Source organism: Gemmiger sp. An194, from assembly GCF_002160145.1.
Taxonomy (GTDB): domain Bacteria; phylum Bacillota; class Clostridia; order Oscillospirales; family Ruminococcaceae; genus Allofournierella.
Window position 1 is genome coordinate 1 of sequence record NZ_NFKA01000010.1, and the last position, 14,223, is coordinate 14,223.

Below are 14,223 nucleotides of genomic sequence, written 5' to 3' on the forward strand. Positions count from 1 at the left end.
TATTGTAGCAAAAGGAGGTTCTTTTTTTACCGTTTCAACGCTCGTGCTCTTCTCGTCCACAAGCATAGCTTGTGGTTTTCTAGTTAAATCAAAAGGAGCAGCTTTCCGGCACAAACTGCCGGAAAGCTGCTCCTCTTTTTTCAAACCACAACCATCTGGTTTTCCTGCTCCAGATATCGGCAGAACACAAACACCGCGCAGATCGCCCAGGGCTCAAATTCCGGGCCGCATTCGATCCGCCAGCCTCCCGCAATGCCCCGGTGCAGCACACAGAGAGCCACCTCTCCCTGCCGGTTTTTCATCAGATAATTTTCGCAGCTTACCATCTCCAGACTGTAGGTCTTTTTCTGCCAGGTCAGCTCTGCCCGGTCCACCTCCGGCGTGCGGTTCAGCGGCCAGCCTGCCTGCGCCGGTTCCTGTCCCCGGCGGTAGCAGGGCACCGCCCGCATCAGCTGCTGCCCCTTTTTGCCGCGCAGGCAGTATTCCCGGCCGCTGCAGCGCTCCTCCGGATGCTCCAGCGGCTGCGCCCACACCTGATATTCCGCCGTTCCCTGGCTGATGGTGTGCCGGCTGCCGCACAGCCATCCCCCGATTCTGCAAACCGGCTCCTTTTCGCCCCGGTAAAGAACTCCGCCCTTCATCAGATACTCCATCCTGCAATCCCCCTCATCAATGAATAACACACCAGGCCTGCCGCTCCGCAGCAAACCATTACTCCAATGGGATTCGGCTTTTTCCAGCGCATGGCCGCAAACGCTGCCGCAAACAGCACGGTGGCCACCCAATCCACCCCGCCGGACAGCGCCTGAAGCAGCAGGCCGGGCAGCTGCTTCAGCAGGTGGACCGGATAGAAAAGAGCCTTCTGGGCTGCGACGACGTGGGCCCGCTGCGGGTGGGGTCCACCGTGACCATCGGCTCACAGTTTCTGCCCTGCTATGTGGACACCTATCAGAACCTGCGGCCCCAGACGCGGGTACAGGTGTGCATCAGCCCGGGTGAAACGCTGGAGCAGCGTCTTCTGCACAATGAACTGGACCTTGCCCTCATCGAAGGCGGCGTGCACTCCCATGAGCTGATCGCCGAGCCCTATCTGGAGGACACACTGTTGCTGATCTGTGCTCCGGGGCGGCCCTTCGCCTCCGGCCAGACCGTGACACTGGAGCAGCTGCGTGGTCAGCCCTTCCTTTTGCGGGAAAAGGGCAGCGCCACCCGGGAAACCTTTGATGCCGCCGCACCGGCCGCCGGCTTTTCGGTAGAGCCCGCCTGGGAAGCCAGCAGCACCACCGCCCTTGTCAATGCCGCGGTGCACGGGCTGGGCATCGCGGTGCTTCCCCGGCGCATGCTCTGGGGTCCGCTGGAGCGAGGGATCGTCGCCTCCTTCCGGGTGCCGGAGCTGGACCTGCACCGCCGGTACTGGATCGTCTACCACAAGGACAAATTTCTCACCGCCGCCGCCCAGCATTTCATCACGCTCTGCAAAAATTACGAGCTGGATTACCCCGCTCCCCATTACAACGGATTGTACTGATGATCCCTCTGTCCCCCGCCCCTTGACAGAAGCTTTCCAAACGAGTATACTTTATAAAGTTAAAATGCTGAGATGGAGACAGCGCACCGCACCCCTGGGTACAGAGAGAAGGTTCACCGGCTGAAAGGCCTTCCGAACAGAGCGATGCGAATTCCCTCCGGAGCAGTTCGTGCCAACGGGCCCTTGCGGCCTCAGTAGTGCGGAACGGTTCGCCCCGTTACCGGCGCCGAAAGTGCCGTCGCGTTTTGCGGCGGAATATGGGTGGTACCACGGAGTTTACAGCTTCGTCCCGTTGTGTTTGCGGGGCGGGGCTGTTCTTTTTTATCATCGAAAATGAGGTGTATTATGGAAGCAAAGATCAATGCTCTGAAAGAGCAGATGGAGATTTCGCTTGGCGCTGTGCAGTCTCAGGAAGAGCTGGCCGAATTCTGGCAGGCTTACCTGGGCAAAAAGGGCAGCATCGCCGGGCTGATGAAGGAGCTGGGCAAGGTTTCCGCCGAGGAACGGCCCGCCATGGGTAAGTTCATCAACCAGTTCAAGGCCTACGCCGAGCAGCGCTACCAGGAAGTGCGCGCCGAGATGGACCGCAAGGAGCTGGAGGCCCGCAACAAAAACGAGCAGGTGGACATCACCATGCCCGCCGTGAAGCGGCCCATGGGCTCGCTGCATCCCATCACCATCGTGAAGGACCAGATGGTGGACGTGTTCGCCGGCATGGGCTTTGAAATTTACGAGGGCCCCGAGATCGAGGACGACGACCACAACTTTACCCGGCTGAACGTGGCGAAGAACCACCCCGCCCGTGACATGCAGGATACCTTCTACGTGGCCGAGGACATCGTGCTGCGCACCCACACCAGCCCCGGACAGATCCGCGTGATGGACGCCGAAAAGCCCCCCATCAAGGTGCTGGTGCCCGGCCGCGTGTTCCGTTCTGACAGCGACGCCACCCACTCCCCCATGTTCCATCAGATGGAAGGTCTGGTCGTGGACAAGAAGATCACCCTGTGCGATCTGCAGGGCATGCTGGATGAGTTCGTGAAGAAGATTTTCGGCAGCGAGGTGAAGACCCGCCTGCGTCCCAGCTACTTCCCCTTCACCGAGCCCAGCGTGGAGGTGGACGTGAGCTGCTTCGAGTGCGGCGGCAAGGGCTGCTCGCTGTGCAAGGGCACCGGCTGGATTGAGGTTCTGGGCGGCGGCATCGTGCACCACAAGGTGCTGGAGAACTGCGGCATCGACCCCAACGAATACTCCGGCCTGGCCTTCGGCATCGGCATCGAGCGTATCGCCATGCTGAAATACGGCATCAACAACATCGGCCTGCTTTATGAGAACGATCTGCGGTTCCTGAAGCAGTTCAAGGACTAAGGAGGCAAACCCATGAAAGTACCATTCAGCTGGCTGAAGGAATATGTAGACATTGACGTAACCGCCCAGGAGCTGGAGGAAAAGCTCTTCAGCTGCGGTTTTGAAGTGGAAGAGCTGATCCCCGTTGGCAAGGACATCTCCGGCGTGGTGGTCGGCCACGTGGTGGAGTGCGAGAAGATTCCGGACACCCATCTGTCCCTGTGCAAGGTGGATGCAGGCACCGGCGAGCTGCTGCAGATCTGCTGCGGCGCGGACAACGTGCAGGCGGGCGGCAAATACCCCTGCGCTCTGGTGGGCGCCACCGTGCTGGCCACCGGCAAGGACCACAAGACCGTGGAGGGCGTTCTGACCATCAAGAAGGGCAAGCTGCGGGGCTACGAGAGCTGCGGCATGCTGTGCAGCGGCGTGGAGCTGGGCCTGAACGACGATCTGTACCCCGGCGCCGATTATTTCGGCCTGCTGGTGCTGCCTGAGGATGCACTCGTTGGCGCGGATGTGAAGCCCCTGCTGGGCATGGACGATTACATCTTCGACATCTCGGTCACCGCCAACCGTGCGGACTGCCAGTCCGTGCTGGGCATTGCCCGCGAGGTGGCCGCCGTGCTGAACAAGCCCCTGAAGATGCCCGCCACCGACTACACCACCAGCGATTACACCTACCCCGGCCTGAACATCACCGTGGAGGCGCTGGACCTGTGCCCCCGTTACCTGGGTCACGGCGTGCGCAACATCACCCCCGGCCAGTCTCCCCAGTGGATGCGCCGGTACTTGGCTCTGTGCGGCCTGCGCAGCATCAGCAACGTGGTGGACATCACCAACTTCGTGATGCTGGAGATCGGCCAGCCCATGCACGCCTTTGACATGTCCACCCTGGAGAGCACCCAGATCATCGTGCGCCGCGCCCGCAACGACGAGTCCATCGTCACCCTGGACGGCAAGGAGTTCCAGCTCAGCGACAGCAATCTGGTCATCTGCGACGGCGCAAAGCCCGTTGCCCTGGCCGGTATCATGGGCGGTCTGAACAGCGAGATCACCGAGAACACCACCCAGCTGCTGTTCGAGTCCGCCAAGTTCATGCGGGACAACATCCGCAAGACCTCCCGCAGCCTGGGCCAGAGCACCGATGCCTCCAGCCACTACGAGAAGGGCATCTCCGAATACACCTGCGAGCTGGGCATGGCCCGCGCCCTGCACCTGATCCAGGAGCTGGGCTGCGGCGAGGTGACTGCCAGCGCCTTCGACGTGAGCGCCGGTGCTCCCCGTGAGGGCAAGCGGTTCACCGCCACCATCAGCGGCATCAACCGCATTCTGGGCATCGAGGTGCCCGCCGAGGCCATTCTGGACATCCTGCGCCGTCTGCAGTTCGAGGTGAAGCAGGACGGCGACGTACTGGATGTGACCGCGCCCCGCTACCGTGAGGACATTGAGATCGGCGAGCCCGACCTGGCCGAGGAGGTCATCCGGGAATACGGCTACGAGCATATCGTGCCCACCTTCCTGCAGGCCTCCAGCGTGACCAACGGCGGCCTGAACGCCGCCCAGCAGCGCCGTGCCAAGCTCAAGCGCACCCTGTGCGGTCAGGGCTACTACGAGATTTCCACCCTGGCCTTCTACGCAGACGCCGATCTGGACGCGCTTCATCTGGCCGAGGACGCTCCCGAGCGCCGGGTGATTCGTCTGCTGAACCCCATTACCTCCAACCTGACCATCATGCGGCCCCTGCTGGCTCCCTCCATGCTGAACACCGTGGTGGAGAACCTGAAGAAGGGCAACAATGCCGGCCGCATCTTTGAGCTGTCCAACGTGTACGCACCCAAGGAGCTGCCCGTGACCCAGCTGCCGGACGAGATTCCCCACCTGGGCTTCGCTGCCTTCGGCGACGACGAGGACTTCTTCACCGTGAAGGGCACCATGGAGGCCCTGGCCGAGGCCTTCGGCGTGCGCTTTGACTATGAGCGCGCCGAGGATGTGCCCTACCTGCACCCCGGCATCTCCGCCTACATCCTGTGCGACGGCAAGCGGGTGGGCGTGTTCGGCAAGCTGGCTAATCAGGTGACCGGCGAGCTGAAGCTGCCCAAGGACAGCAAGGCCAACCACAAGATCTTCCTGGGCGAGATCGACTACAACGCTCTGTGCGCGCTGCTGCCTGAGAGCATGCGCTACCAGCCCATCTCCGAATTCGCCACCGTGACCCGTGACCTGGCGCTGGTGGTGGAAGAGGGCATGACCTGCGGCACTCTGGTGGAGACCATCCGCTCCGCCTGCAAGCAGGTGGGCGACGTGGAGCTGTTCGATGTGTACCGCAGCGAGCAGATCGGCGAAGGCAAGAAGAGCATGGCCTTCAAGATTTTCTTCGTTCCCGAAGACAAGGCGCTCACTCCCAAGGACATCGACCGCTTTATGAACAAGATTCTGGGCAACCTGAAGCACAAGCTGAACATCGACATGCGCTGATTGGCCTGCCCGTTCTACCGGTTCATCCCCGGCAGCTTCGCACCGTTTTTTCGGTGCGAAGCTGCTTTTTGTTTGCCCCCGCCACGGGACAGCGGCCGATGCTTTGATTCCAAGCAAGAAAGAAGATCATTTTATTGAACAAGCAGAGTTTTTACCGCATTTTCTTTTATATTCTGGGCCTTCTGATCCTGGCCCTGGGTCTGACCCTGAACACCAAGGCCGGGCTGGGCGTTTCCCCCATCATTTCGGTTTCCTACAGCGTTGCCCAGATCTTTGAGCTGAACTTCGGCAACACCACCCTGTTCCTCTACTGCGTGTTTATGCTGGTCCAGCTGGTCCTGCACGCCATTCAGTGGAGGCTGCACCCCGAAACCGATTACCGCCTTGTGCTGCTGATGGACGTGCTGCAGATTCCGCTGAGTCTGGTATTCACCCGGTTTCTCAACCTGTTCGGCGCCTTTTTCCCGGATCTTTCCGCCGGGGCTGACGGCTGGACCGACCGGCTCCCCCTGCGCCTTGCGGTGCTGCTGGCCATCCTGTGCACCGGCGTGGGGGCGGCGCTGTCGCTTTCTATGCGCATCGTGCCCAATCCGGGCGACGGCATCGTGCAGACTCTTGCGGACTGAACCCACCAAAGCGTGGGCCTTACCAAAAACTGCTTTGATCTGTGCAGCATCACTCTTACCATCCTGCTGGGTCTGCTGCTCACCGGGCATCTGGTGGGCATCGGGCTTGGCACGGTGCTCGCGGTGGTTGGCGTGGGCCGTGTGATCGCCCTGTTCCAGCATCTGGCGGACAAAAAAATTGCCCGGCTCTCCGGCATGGCCGCCTGAGTTTTTTCTTCCTGCCGCTGCATCCAAAAACGCCTGCCCGGCTTATATTTTCCGGGCAGGCGTTTTTGGATGATATTGATGGGTTCAATCACTGAGGGGGGACACACGGTCACTCCAAGATTTCTGCGGAAAAGCCGCCTTTGTGCTGGTCAGCGGTGAAGCGCACAACCACATCTCCGGGTACATCCACATCAAAGGCTGAGGTTTGGAGATCTTCCTGTGCAAATAGAATTTCTCCATCGGCGCTTTTGATCTGGAGCGCGCAGCTGCCCGCATCGGTCTGCACCGTTACGTGAAGTGTAGCAGGCTGCGTGGTTGGGTGTAAGGTCCGCTGCTGCCAGCCATCCCATAAAATATAATCCGCCGACCAGCTTTGAGCATTGCTTTTTTCCCAATAGCCAATTTTCAGATGCGCGGAAGATTTCTGAACTCCAATGCCCAGAGTCCCCATCACCTGGAGGAGCAAAACGATCCCCACCAAGATAAGAACCGCCGTTTTAAAATTCATTTGTTTTCGCATTCTCTTCCCTCCTGCTTCCGGAATCCGGCCGTCTGTTTGCTCACAGCAGTCACCTTTATTATAAAAGTCACCCCGATTTTTTACAATCTGCAGGCTACAGTTCGTCGCAGCAGTTTCTCCTTCCAGACGCTGGAAATCATCATCCAATTATGGTACACTATGGATAGCAATACGCCGCTGAGATGCTCCGGCAAGTCCACAAACGGTTCCTGCGTTTTCCCTTCCGGCCAAAAAGTGCGCAGAATGGGCAAGAACGTTGGGGTGGACCATCCCACTTTTGACAAAAAGGCATTGACTTCTGCCTCCTGTTTGTTAAAGTATTTTATTTTTCTATTGAGGTGATTTTCATGAAATTTTCCTGCACTCTTCTGGCTGCGGTTTTGGCCCTCACTCTGTCCGCCTGCTCGGCTCCGGCTTCTAGCACACCTGCCTCCAGCGTACCGGCTTCTGCCCCGGAATCCTCCAGCGCGCAGTCCACTGCTCCCGCATCCTCCAGCGAAAAAACCTCCTCGCCGGAATCCTCCAGTGCCATTCACTTCGATTATTTCTATGTTACCGAGTCCGATTCTTCCGCCTCGGATTTGACAGACGCATCTGTCTCCGCGCCAGATCTTCCAACCCCCGATTCCGATGCCTTCACTCGCTTTGAGGCCGGGCTTTCCAACCTTGGGATCTCCTTCTCCGAGCGTGTCACCATGGACGCGACATATGTCGGCGGCGAAGCCGGATACAAGTACAAGTGCGACGGCTATAAGATTGAGCTGTATCAGTTCGACCCGGAGTCCGACGCATACAAGAAGGCGGAATCCGAAGGCATTGTGACCCTGGATGGCTTCGGCGATTTCTCGGTCCTTGCCCACGACGGCCTGGTGCTGCTGAACAACGGTTCCCTTCCTCAGGAGGTCATTGATCTGTTCAACGCCTTATAAGCTTTCGGTCACAGTAAGCCTCGGCAAAAAAGCAGCCCGCGCAGGACGCGTTCAACGCACCTGCGCGGGCTGTTTTTTTACGGTTGAGCCGTTATCCGGTCAATCCGGGGTCATTTGGTTTTGTTGTGCTGCACATTCCGGGTGCGGCGGCTGATCTCCAGTGCAGCAAGGGCTGCCACTGCCAGCACGACCACCGCGCCTGCAACCAGCATCACATTGCCGTCGCCGGTCTGGGCACCACCGGTGATAACCGGAACCGGTGTCGCTGCCGGGGCATTGGTGCTGCCACCGCTGCTGCCACCGCTGCCCTGGCCACCGTCAGCCTTTTCGGTCACCTTCCAGCTCAGGCCAATGGGCGACAGGCTCTTGACCACAAAACGGATGCCCGTCTCGGTCTCGTAAACCTGCAGGGTCTCCACATCGCCGGGCTTATGGCCATCCCGCTCTTCCGTGAACATGTGGGTCACCACGAAGTCGTGGGTGTCCCGGCTGGTTCCTGCGGGATAGGGCAGCTCGACCACCACACCGTCCTTGGGGAAGTTGGCCGGGTCCACCGGTACCCACTGCCCCAGAGCGTTGCGGGTCATCAGCGTAATGTCGTATACCAGCATGTTTTCCGCCTTCAGGCCGGACAGCACTGTGGCCGCCACGCGGTACAGCTCATTCTTGATCTTTTCCGCAGTGTTGAAGGCAGTGTTTTTCAGCGATTCCGGAACGTTCACAATGCCCTGCTGGATATCCAGCGCCAGGTCGGTGCCCGGCTTCGGGGTTTCCTCAGGCTTCGGGCTGGTTTCCGGCTGCTGGGACGCCGTGCAGATCACATCGCTGCGATCCCGCACGCGAATGCGCGGGAAGGGACCTTCCGGTGCATTGAAGGTGTTGTCGTAGGAGGCAAGGCCGGTGACCGTGATCTCACAGCCCTCTTCCAGATCCTTCACATCCTCCGCGGTGTCGATGTAACCGTCGATGAAGACGCGGCCCAGATTACCGGCGGCATCCTTCACCATGATGGTCTGAACCAGACCGTTCTCCTTGGCAAAGGATTCCACGGTACCCTTCAGGGTGACCAGACTGCCCAGGACCGAACCGTCGTTCAGCTGGCTGGCTGTGATCTGTTTGGGCGCGGGGGCGCTCTGCTCGCCGATCTTCTCGATCTGCATCACGTTGATCTGCCGTTCTCCCTGGTAGGAGGAGGTGGTGCCGGTGATGCGGACCACATCGCCCACCTTGTAGTTGCCCGCCACCGGGAAGGCGTTGACGCCTGCGGTGTCGTCCTGCAGGTAGATGCAGTCGAAGAAGGCGGTGTTCTTGTCATAGCCGGAGGCATTGGAGGTGACCACACCCTCAATGGTGAACTTGACGCCCTCCAGCTCCTCGGCCTGTACCTGCGCAATGGGGCTGATTTCCACCGGGTTCAGGCTGCTGACCAGATTTGCACAGATATTGTAGTTGGAGTAGTTCTTCTCAGCGGAGCTGTCCTCCACTTCGGCCTGGACCTCAAAGTTGGACATAAAGGCCGCACCGGATACCAGAATCATGCCCTTGCCCTCCAGCTGCTCGCTGGCCAGAACCATCAGGCGGTTATCGCCCTCTGCCACCGGATACTTGGGCATTGCCTCGCCGCCCAGTCCGTCCTTGTCGCTGTCCGTGGAGTAGGTGGTGGCGTGGCCGTAGACCACCGGCGATACCGTTGCGGGAAGCTCACTGGTGGGGTTGCCGTTCTCATCCACCACGTAGACGGAAGCGCCGCCATACTGGCTGAACAGCTGGGAATACATGTTGTCGTTGGGATGCTCTGCGTCGTACTCCACACCATCCATCAGGAAGCTGTCCCAATTGTAGGTGGAGAAGTACAGCCGCTGGGTCTGGCCGCCGTTCAGGGTGTCGTCGTTGGTGGCATCGTCACCGATGCGCAGCGAGGAGCCCAGGGCCTCCAGCACCTTGTTCTGCTGAGCCGCCATATGGTCGGCTGCGTCAAATGCTGCGTAGCTCTCGTAGTAGTCGGACCAGCCGGCCAGAACCACCACGCCGCCCGCGGCGTTAAATTTCTGAATGGCCTGGATTTCCTCATCCGAATAGGTTGCATAGGGATCGCGCAGGGCATTGCCGTCGCGGCGGGAGGGCGCGGTCAGGATCAGCGCCTTGTACTTGCCGCCTTCGTTGGCGCAGGCCTCCAGCAGCTGCTCGCTGGTGTTCAGCTGCACGGTACGCACCGAGTAATCCGCCGCCAGCGCGCCGAAGTTGCCCATAGAGTCCTTATAGTTGCCCGCCACATATTCGTTGTAGTGGGAAGCATCAATGCCGATGTACACCAGTTTGGAGGCATCCTGCACATCCAGAGAAACGTCCTTGGTGTAGGTGTAGGAAATACCGTCCACCTCCAGCTCCACGGCCACGGTGATGGTCATAACGCGGGCCACGGTGGGGGTGTAATCCCATTTTACCTCCTTGGTGGAGGAGGCATCCAGGGTGCCCAGATCCTTCTGGGTGTCCAGAACCTGCCCGTCGCAGCTGTAGGTCACCGACTTGATGGTGGCCGCGCTCAGCTCGCTGTTGAACAGGCTGGTGGTCAGGGTCAGCGCTTCACCGGTAACCGGGATCGCGGTGCCGCATTCCACGGAGGAAACGCCCAGCTTCATGGTTTCGCCCACCCAGACAGGCGCGGTCACGGCAACATCGCCGTCGCCCTGGGTCACACGGATGAAATAGTAGCTGTAATCCGCCGGGATGGCGCATTCCATGGTTCCGGAGGCGATCTCCGCCGGGGTCCAGGAATGGGCCACGGTGCCGGAGTTGACCACCACTTCCACCTTGGAGATGGAATCGCTGGTGTCCGGGTCATAGACGCTCACGTCGATCTCCACGGTCTCGGGAACCTCTTCGATGATGGAGCCCATCACCTGATCGTTCAGGGTGTAGCTGATTTCCAGGTTCTTGTCCTCCGAGGCATACACGCGGTAGGCGCGGATAGCCTCGTAGATGCTCTCCTCGGTGAGGGCATCGGCCAGGATCACATCGCGGGCATCGTTGGCGTTGCCCCATTTGCCCTTGTGGTTATCCTGGTTGTTGGTGGGGGCCACATGCCAGCCCTTGTCCAGGGCCATGGTGTAGTACTGGTAGCTGGGGAAGTAGCCGCCGGAGCCGATGGCGCCTTCGCCGTTGCCCACCTCCAGCAGATAAACGCGGCTGTCGATCACTGCATCGTAATAGGCAAAGTCCGCAAAGGTGCCGAAGGTGGTGCCGGGATGGTTGAACTGGCTGATGGCATCCACGCCCTCCGGCTGGCTCAGCAGCTTGTAGTAAGCCTGCAGGCCCGCGTCGCCGGTCTTGTTGTTCAGGGTGGTGTTGTTGCGGGACACAATGCCGGGGGTATTGAAGGTGTTCATGTGGCCGGGACCGCCGGACCAGGTCATCTCAAAGCCCGCCAGCGCCAGCACATCGGACTGGCTGGCGTTGAACTCGGCCACAGTGTTCTTGTATTCCGCCCACAGCTGCCGGCTGTATTCCGTGGCCAGGCTCATGTCGTACAGAGCGCCTTCCGGGTTGGCCTCGCCGGACTTGTCAAAGTAGTTGGAGTGGTCGGTGAAGGCCACAAAATCCACCTGCTCATTGTCGTGCAGGTTCTTCACATAGTTCAGTGCATCCTGCAGGGTGCCGGAACCATCGGAATAATTGGTGTGAGAATGCAGCTGGCCGAAGTACAGCTGATATTCCGCTTCGCCCACGGTGAAGTTCCAGCTGCGTTCCACGGTCTTGCCGGTTTCGGTTTCAAGCTTTACCGTCACCGATGTACGGCCCTGGGCCAGGTCTGCATCGGGGGTATAGACCGCCTGATCCGCTTCCACCTTGGGGGATACCTCTTCCCCGTTCACGGTCATGGTAACGGAGGGGTTCTTGCCCGCGTTGGCAAACTTCACGCCGATCTGGGGCCGAAGTTCTTCGCCGGTCTGGCTGTTCGCCGCCGGGAATACCTCGGTGATCACCGGTTCGTTCTTGACCTGAATGGAAACGGTTCCCTCAAAGGCCACGCCTTCCTTGTCCGTACCGGACACGGTCACCTGGATGGTCTTCTCTTCCGTCAGCTCTGCGGCAGGAATGGTGATGGAATAGCCCGCCTCATCCAGCTTGGGCTCCTGGGTCTTGCCCTCATAGCTCGCCTGAATGCTCTGCACGCCGAACACGGAATCCACTGCAAAGAACAGGCTGTAGTCCATACCCACATTTGCATCGGTGGGAGTGCCGAAATCCACCTTGGGCATGTTGACCACGCCCTTGGTGACCGACACACTCGCTGCCACCGGATAGAACCGGAAGGTGAAGATATCCTTATCGGTCACCTTATTCATGCTGTAGGTCTTGTAGCTGCTGCTGAAATACTCCAGGAACTGGGAGTATTTGCCGTTGAATTTTGCGGTGCGGCTTTCCAGGGTATAGCCGCCGTTGTACTCGGCCAGCGTCCAGTCCGCGTCCTCGCTGGCCTCCTTGGAGTAGAAGGCGTTGTTGCCGGTGCCGTTGGAGCACAGGTAGCCGTCATATTCCGTCTTAAAGCGGTAATAGTCGCCGTTCTTCTCCACGGTGAAGACGCGGGCGCCATTGCTGATCTCCATAATGGTCTTTGCTTCGGTGGCCGGCGCACTCAGAATGGAGGGGCTGGTCTCGTTGCCGTCCGGCCCGGCCAGCACGCCCTTGGCGGACAGGTTGTAGATCACTACCTGGTCGCCATCCTCCAGCGCACCCTGTCCCGGTTCGGGATCGGGAATTTCGCCGGTTACCTTGTAGAAGGCCAGTGCAAACAGTCCTTCGCTGCCTGCACCGATTTTACCGTAAGAGCTCCAGTTGTTTTTGTCGGCGTACCATTCCATATAGGAATTGCGCACCGTGTTTTTGATGTAATACAGGCCCTCGCCTGCCTCCTCCAGCACCCAGCGGTCATTTTTCTCGCCCAGGGGCATGCTGGAGAAGGAATCGCCCATACCGATGTTCTGGCCGTTGTAGGCGAAGGAGAAGCTGCCGTCGCCGTTGTCCTTTACGGTCCACACATCCGCCTCCGAGAAGCCGGTCAGCTGACCATCGCTCAGGGTCACATCGGTGCCGTTGTTGTAAAAGCCGTTGTAGGTAGCAGAAAGCGCCTTATTGTAAGCGGGGTTGTAGATAACCACCCGGTCGCCATCCGCAATGGGGCCCTGGGGCTCCACCGGCTGGCCGCTTTCCTTCACGATCTCATTGGCATTGGTGTTGCGCAGCTGCAGAGTCGTATTATAAACGCTCACCGCCGCGCTCACGGTGATGGTATCGTCCACCGCAACAGCCCAGCTGCCATCCTGCTGCTTGTCCACCACCGCTTTGTAGATCTGGATGGTGTTGGTGCCGTCGGTCACGGTGATGTTCGGCTGAGAGTATGCGCCGTTGTTATCGTACACCTCGGTCACGGTCAGATGCTCCAGCTTCACATAGCTGCAGATGTCGGCCGTGGTCAGCGCATCCATGGTGGTGGTCTTTGCCGCCAGCGTCATGCCTTCGCCCTTTTCAAAGGTCGCGTTGTTCAGCTGGGGCAGGCCGTTGTAGTCCCCTCTGGTTCCGGTGGCGGTAACGGTATCGCCCAGAGCAATGCCGTCAGCCGCGCCGCGGGCGCAGATCGCTCCGGTGGTATCCTGCAGATAGATATTCTGCCCGTCCACCAGAGTGACCACACCGGTCACCCGCAGATCAGCGGTGCCGCTTGGTGCCGCCAGTGCTTCTGCAATGGTGATGGAAACAGGCGTTTCCGGATCGGGTTCAGGCGTTACAGAACCTGCCGGTACCTGATACAGAGTGAAGTTGCTGGGGTATCCGTTGGGATTTCCATTGATCGTATCATTTTTGTAAGCACGGAATTTATTGTCTGAACCGGTGTTGGATGCCAGACGGGTTGTGTCCTCCCCCACGCCGGAAAACTGGAACGCGCCATTTTCAAAGGTGACCGCCCAGCGGTAATCTCCGGCTTGGATTCCATTGGTGTTGCCGCCCTTGGGTGCAACGGTTACTCCGTTGGAATCAGTCAGAGAAACGCCGTCGGAATTCACATCCAACGTCCAGACCAGTGCTGCTTCCGGACCAGACAGAATTGCTGTCTCATCCGTCCCGGCCGCAGTCAGCCATGTACCGTCGAGCACACCCACTGCTTGCCCGTTTTCGCAAAGCAACACATACTGACCGGTAACCAGCTCGTCGGCACTGGTCAGCTTATGAATTTCCGATTCTGCTCCCGATTCTGCGAATACTGTTCCCGGAACAAACGAGAACAGCATGGCAACGGTAAGCAGCAACGAAACAACTCGCTGCAGCAATTTGTCCATCTTCATCTTCCTTTCCGTTGTGCGGTGAATTCCTGCAAGAAAATGCAGCCGTAAATCTTCTATAAGATTATCACAATTTGAACACATTCGTCATCAGATTTATGTAATCTCTGTGTAAAATACCGTATTTTTTCTACGTTTTGCTGTTTTTTACCTGCCACTTAAATAGGAAGAACACCTGTTTTTGGGACTTATTTGAGAATTTAGACCTTTCCTCAAATATACTCAGATCCAGGCCCTGATTTCCCGGCGCAAT

7 protein-coding genes and 1 pseudogene are annotated in these 14,223 nt (G+C 59.0%); 5 read left to right on the forward strand and 3 right to left on the reverse strand.

The genetic code is table 11. The features are described 5' to 3' along the window. Window positions 1-140 precede the first annotated feature (140 nt). Window positions 141-653, reverse strand: coding sequence for a hypothetical protein (locus B5F28_RS07765; protein ID WP_087294980.1), 513 nt, complete (start codon window positions 651-653; stop codon window positions 141-143). A gap of 185 nt (window positions 654-838) precedes the next feature. Between B5F28_RS07765 and B5F28_RS07770 the strand changes: the two genes are divergently transcribed. The 4 genes and pseudogenes from B5F28_RS07770 (at window position 839) to B5F28_RS07785 (ending at window position 6,183) form a co-directional block, all read left to right on the forward strand. Then, complete coding sequence (locus B5F28_RS07770; protein WP_158097548.1) at window positions 839-1,528, forward strand: LysR substrate-binding domain-containing protein; 690 nt, start codon at window positions 839-841, stop codon at window positions 1,526-1,528. 345 nt (window positions 1,529-1,873) lie between these two features. After that, entirely contained in the window at window positions 1,874-2,896 is a 1,023-nt protein-coding gene (pheS, locus tag B5F28_RS07775) for a phenylalanine--tRNA ligase subunit alpha (RefSeq protein WP_087185090.1), read from the forward strand. Between the two features lie 12 nt (window positions 2,897-2,908). Beyond that, window positions 2,909-5,350 carry a phenylalanine--tRNA ligase subunit beta gene (gene pheT, locus B5F28_RS07780; protein WP_087294984.1) on the forward strand — a complete coding sequence of 814 codons (2,442 nt, stop codon included), beginning with the start codon at window positions 2,909-2,911 and terminating at the stop codon, window positions 5,348-5,350. Window positions 5,351-5,484: 134 nt separating this feature from the next. Beyond that, window positions 5,485-6,183 (forward strand): annotated as a pseudogene (locus B5F28_RS07785) (DUF6198 family protein). A 109-nt stretch (window positions 6,184-6,292) separates the two neighbouring features. Here the strand turns inward: B5F28_RS07785 and B5F28_RS07790 are convergent. After that, entirely contained in the window at window positions 6,293-6,703 is a 411-nt protein-coding gene (locus B5F28_RS07790) for a hypothetical protein (RefSeq protein WP_087294986.1), read from the reverse strand. A 347-nt stretch (window positions 6,704-7,050) separates the two neighbouring features. Here B5F28_RS07790 and B5F28_RS14455 point away from each other — a divergent pair, with 347 nt between their 5' ends. Next, window positions 7,051-7,632, forward strand: coding sequence for a hypothetical protein (locus B5F28_RS14455; protein WP_143424712.1), 582 nt, complete (start codon window positions 7,051-7,053; stop codon window positions 7,630-7,632). A 110-nt stretch (window positions 7,633-7,742) separates the two neighbouring features. On the opposite strand, the gene B5F28_RS07805 is transcribed toward B5F28_RS14455, so the two are convergent. Beyond that, complete coding sequence (locus B5F28_RS07805) at window positions 7,743-13,967, reverse strand: CehA/McbA family metallohydrolase (RefSeq protein WP_087294992.1); 6,225 nt, start codon at window positions 13,965-13,967, stop codon at window positions 7,743-7,745. Window positions 13,968-14,223 lie beyond the last annotated feature (256 nt).

What these genes read in the sequence shown, in the direction of transcription:
- pheS (WP_087185090.1), top strand. Translation starts at nt 1,874, where the DNA reads ATGGAAGCAAAGATCAATGCTCTGAAAGAGCAGATGGAGATTTCGCTT.
- pheT (WP_087294984.1), top strand. Translation starts at nt 2,909, where the DNA reads ATGAAAGTACCATTCAGCTGGCTGAAGGAATATGTAGACATTGACGTA.
- B5F28_RS07805 (WP_087294992.1), bottom strand. Translation starts at nt 13,967, where the DNA reads ATGGACAAATTGCTGCAGCGAGTTGTTTCGTTGCTGCTTACCGTTGCC.
- B5F28_RS07765 (WP_087294980.1), bottom strand. Translation starts at nt 653, where the DNA reads ATGGAGTATCTGATGAAGGGCGGAGTTCTTTACCGGGGCGAAAAGGAG.
- B5F28_RS14455 (WP_143424712.1), top strand. Translation starts at nt 7,051, where the DNA reads ATGAAATTTTCCTGCACTCTTCTGGCTGCGGTTTTGGCCCTCACTCTG.
- B5F28_RS07790 (WP_087294986.1), bottom strand. Translation starts at nt 6,703, where the DNA reads ATGCGAAAACAAATGAATTTTAAAACGGCGGTTCTTATCTTGGTGGGG.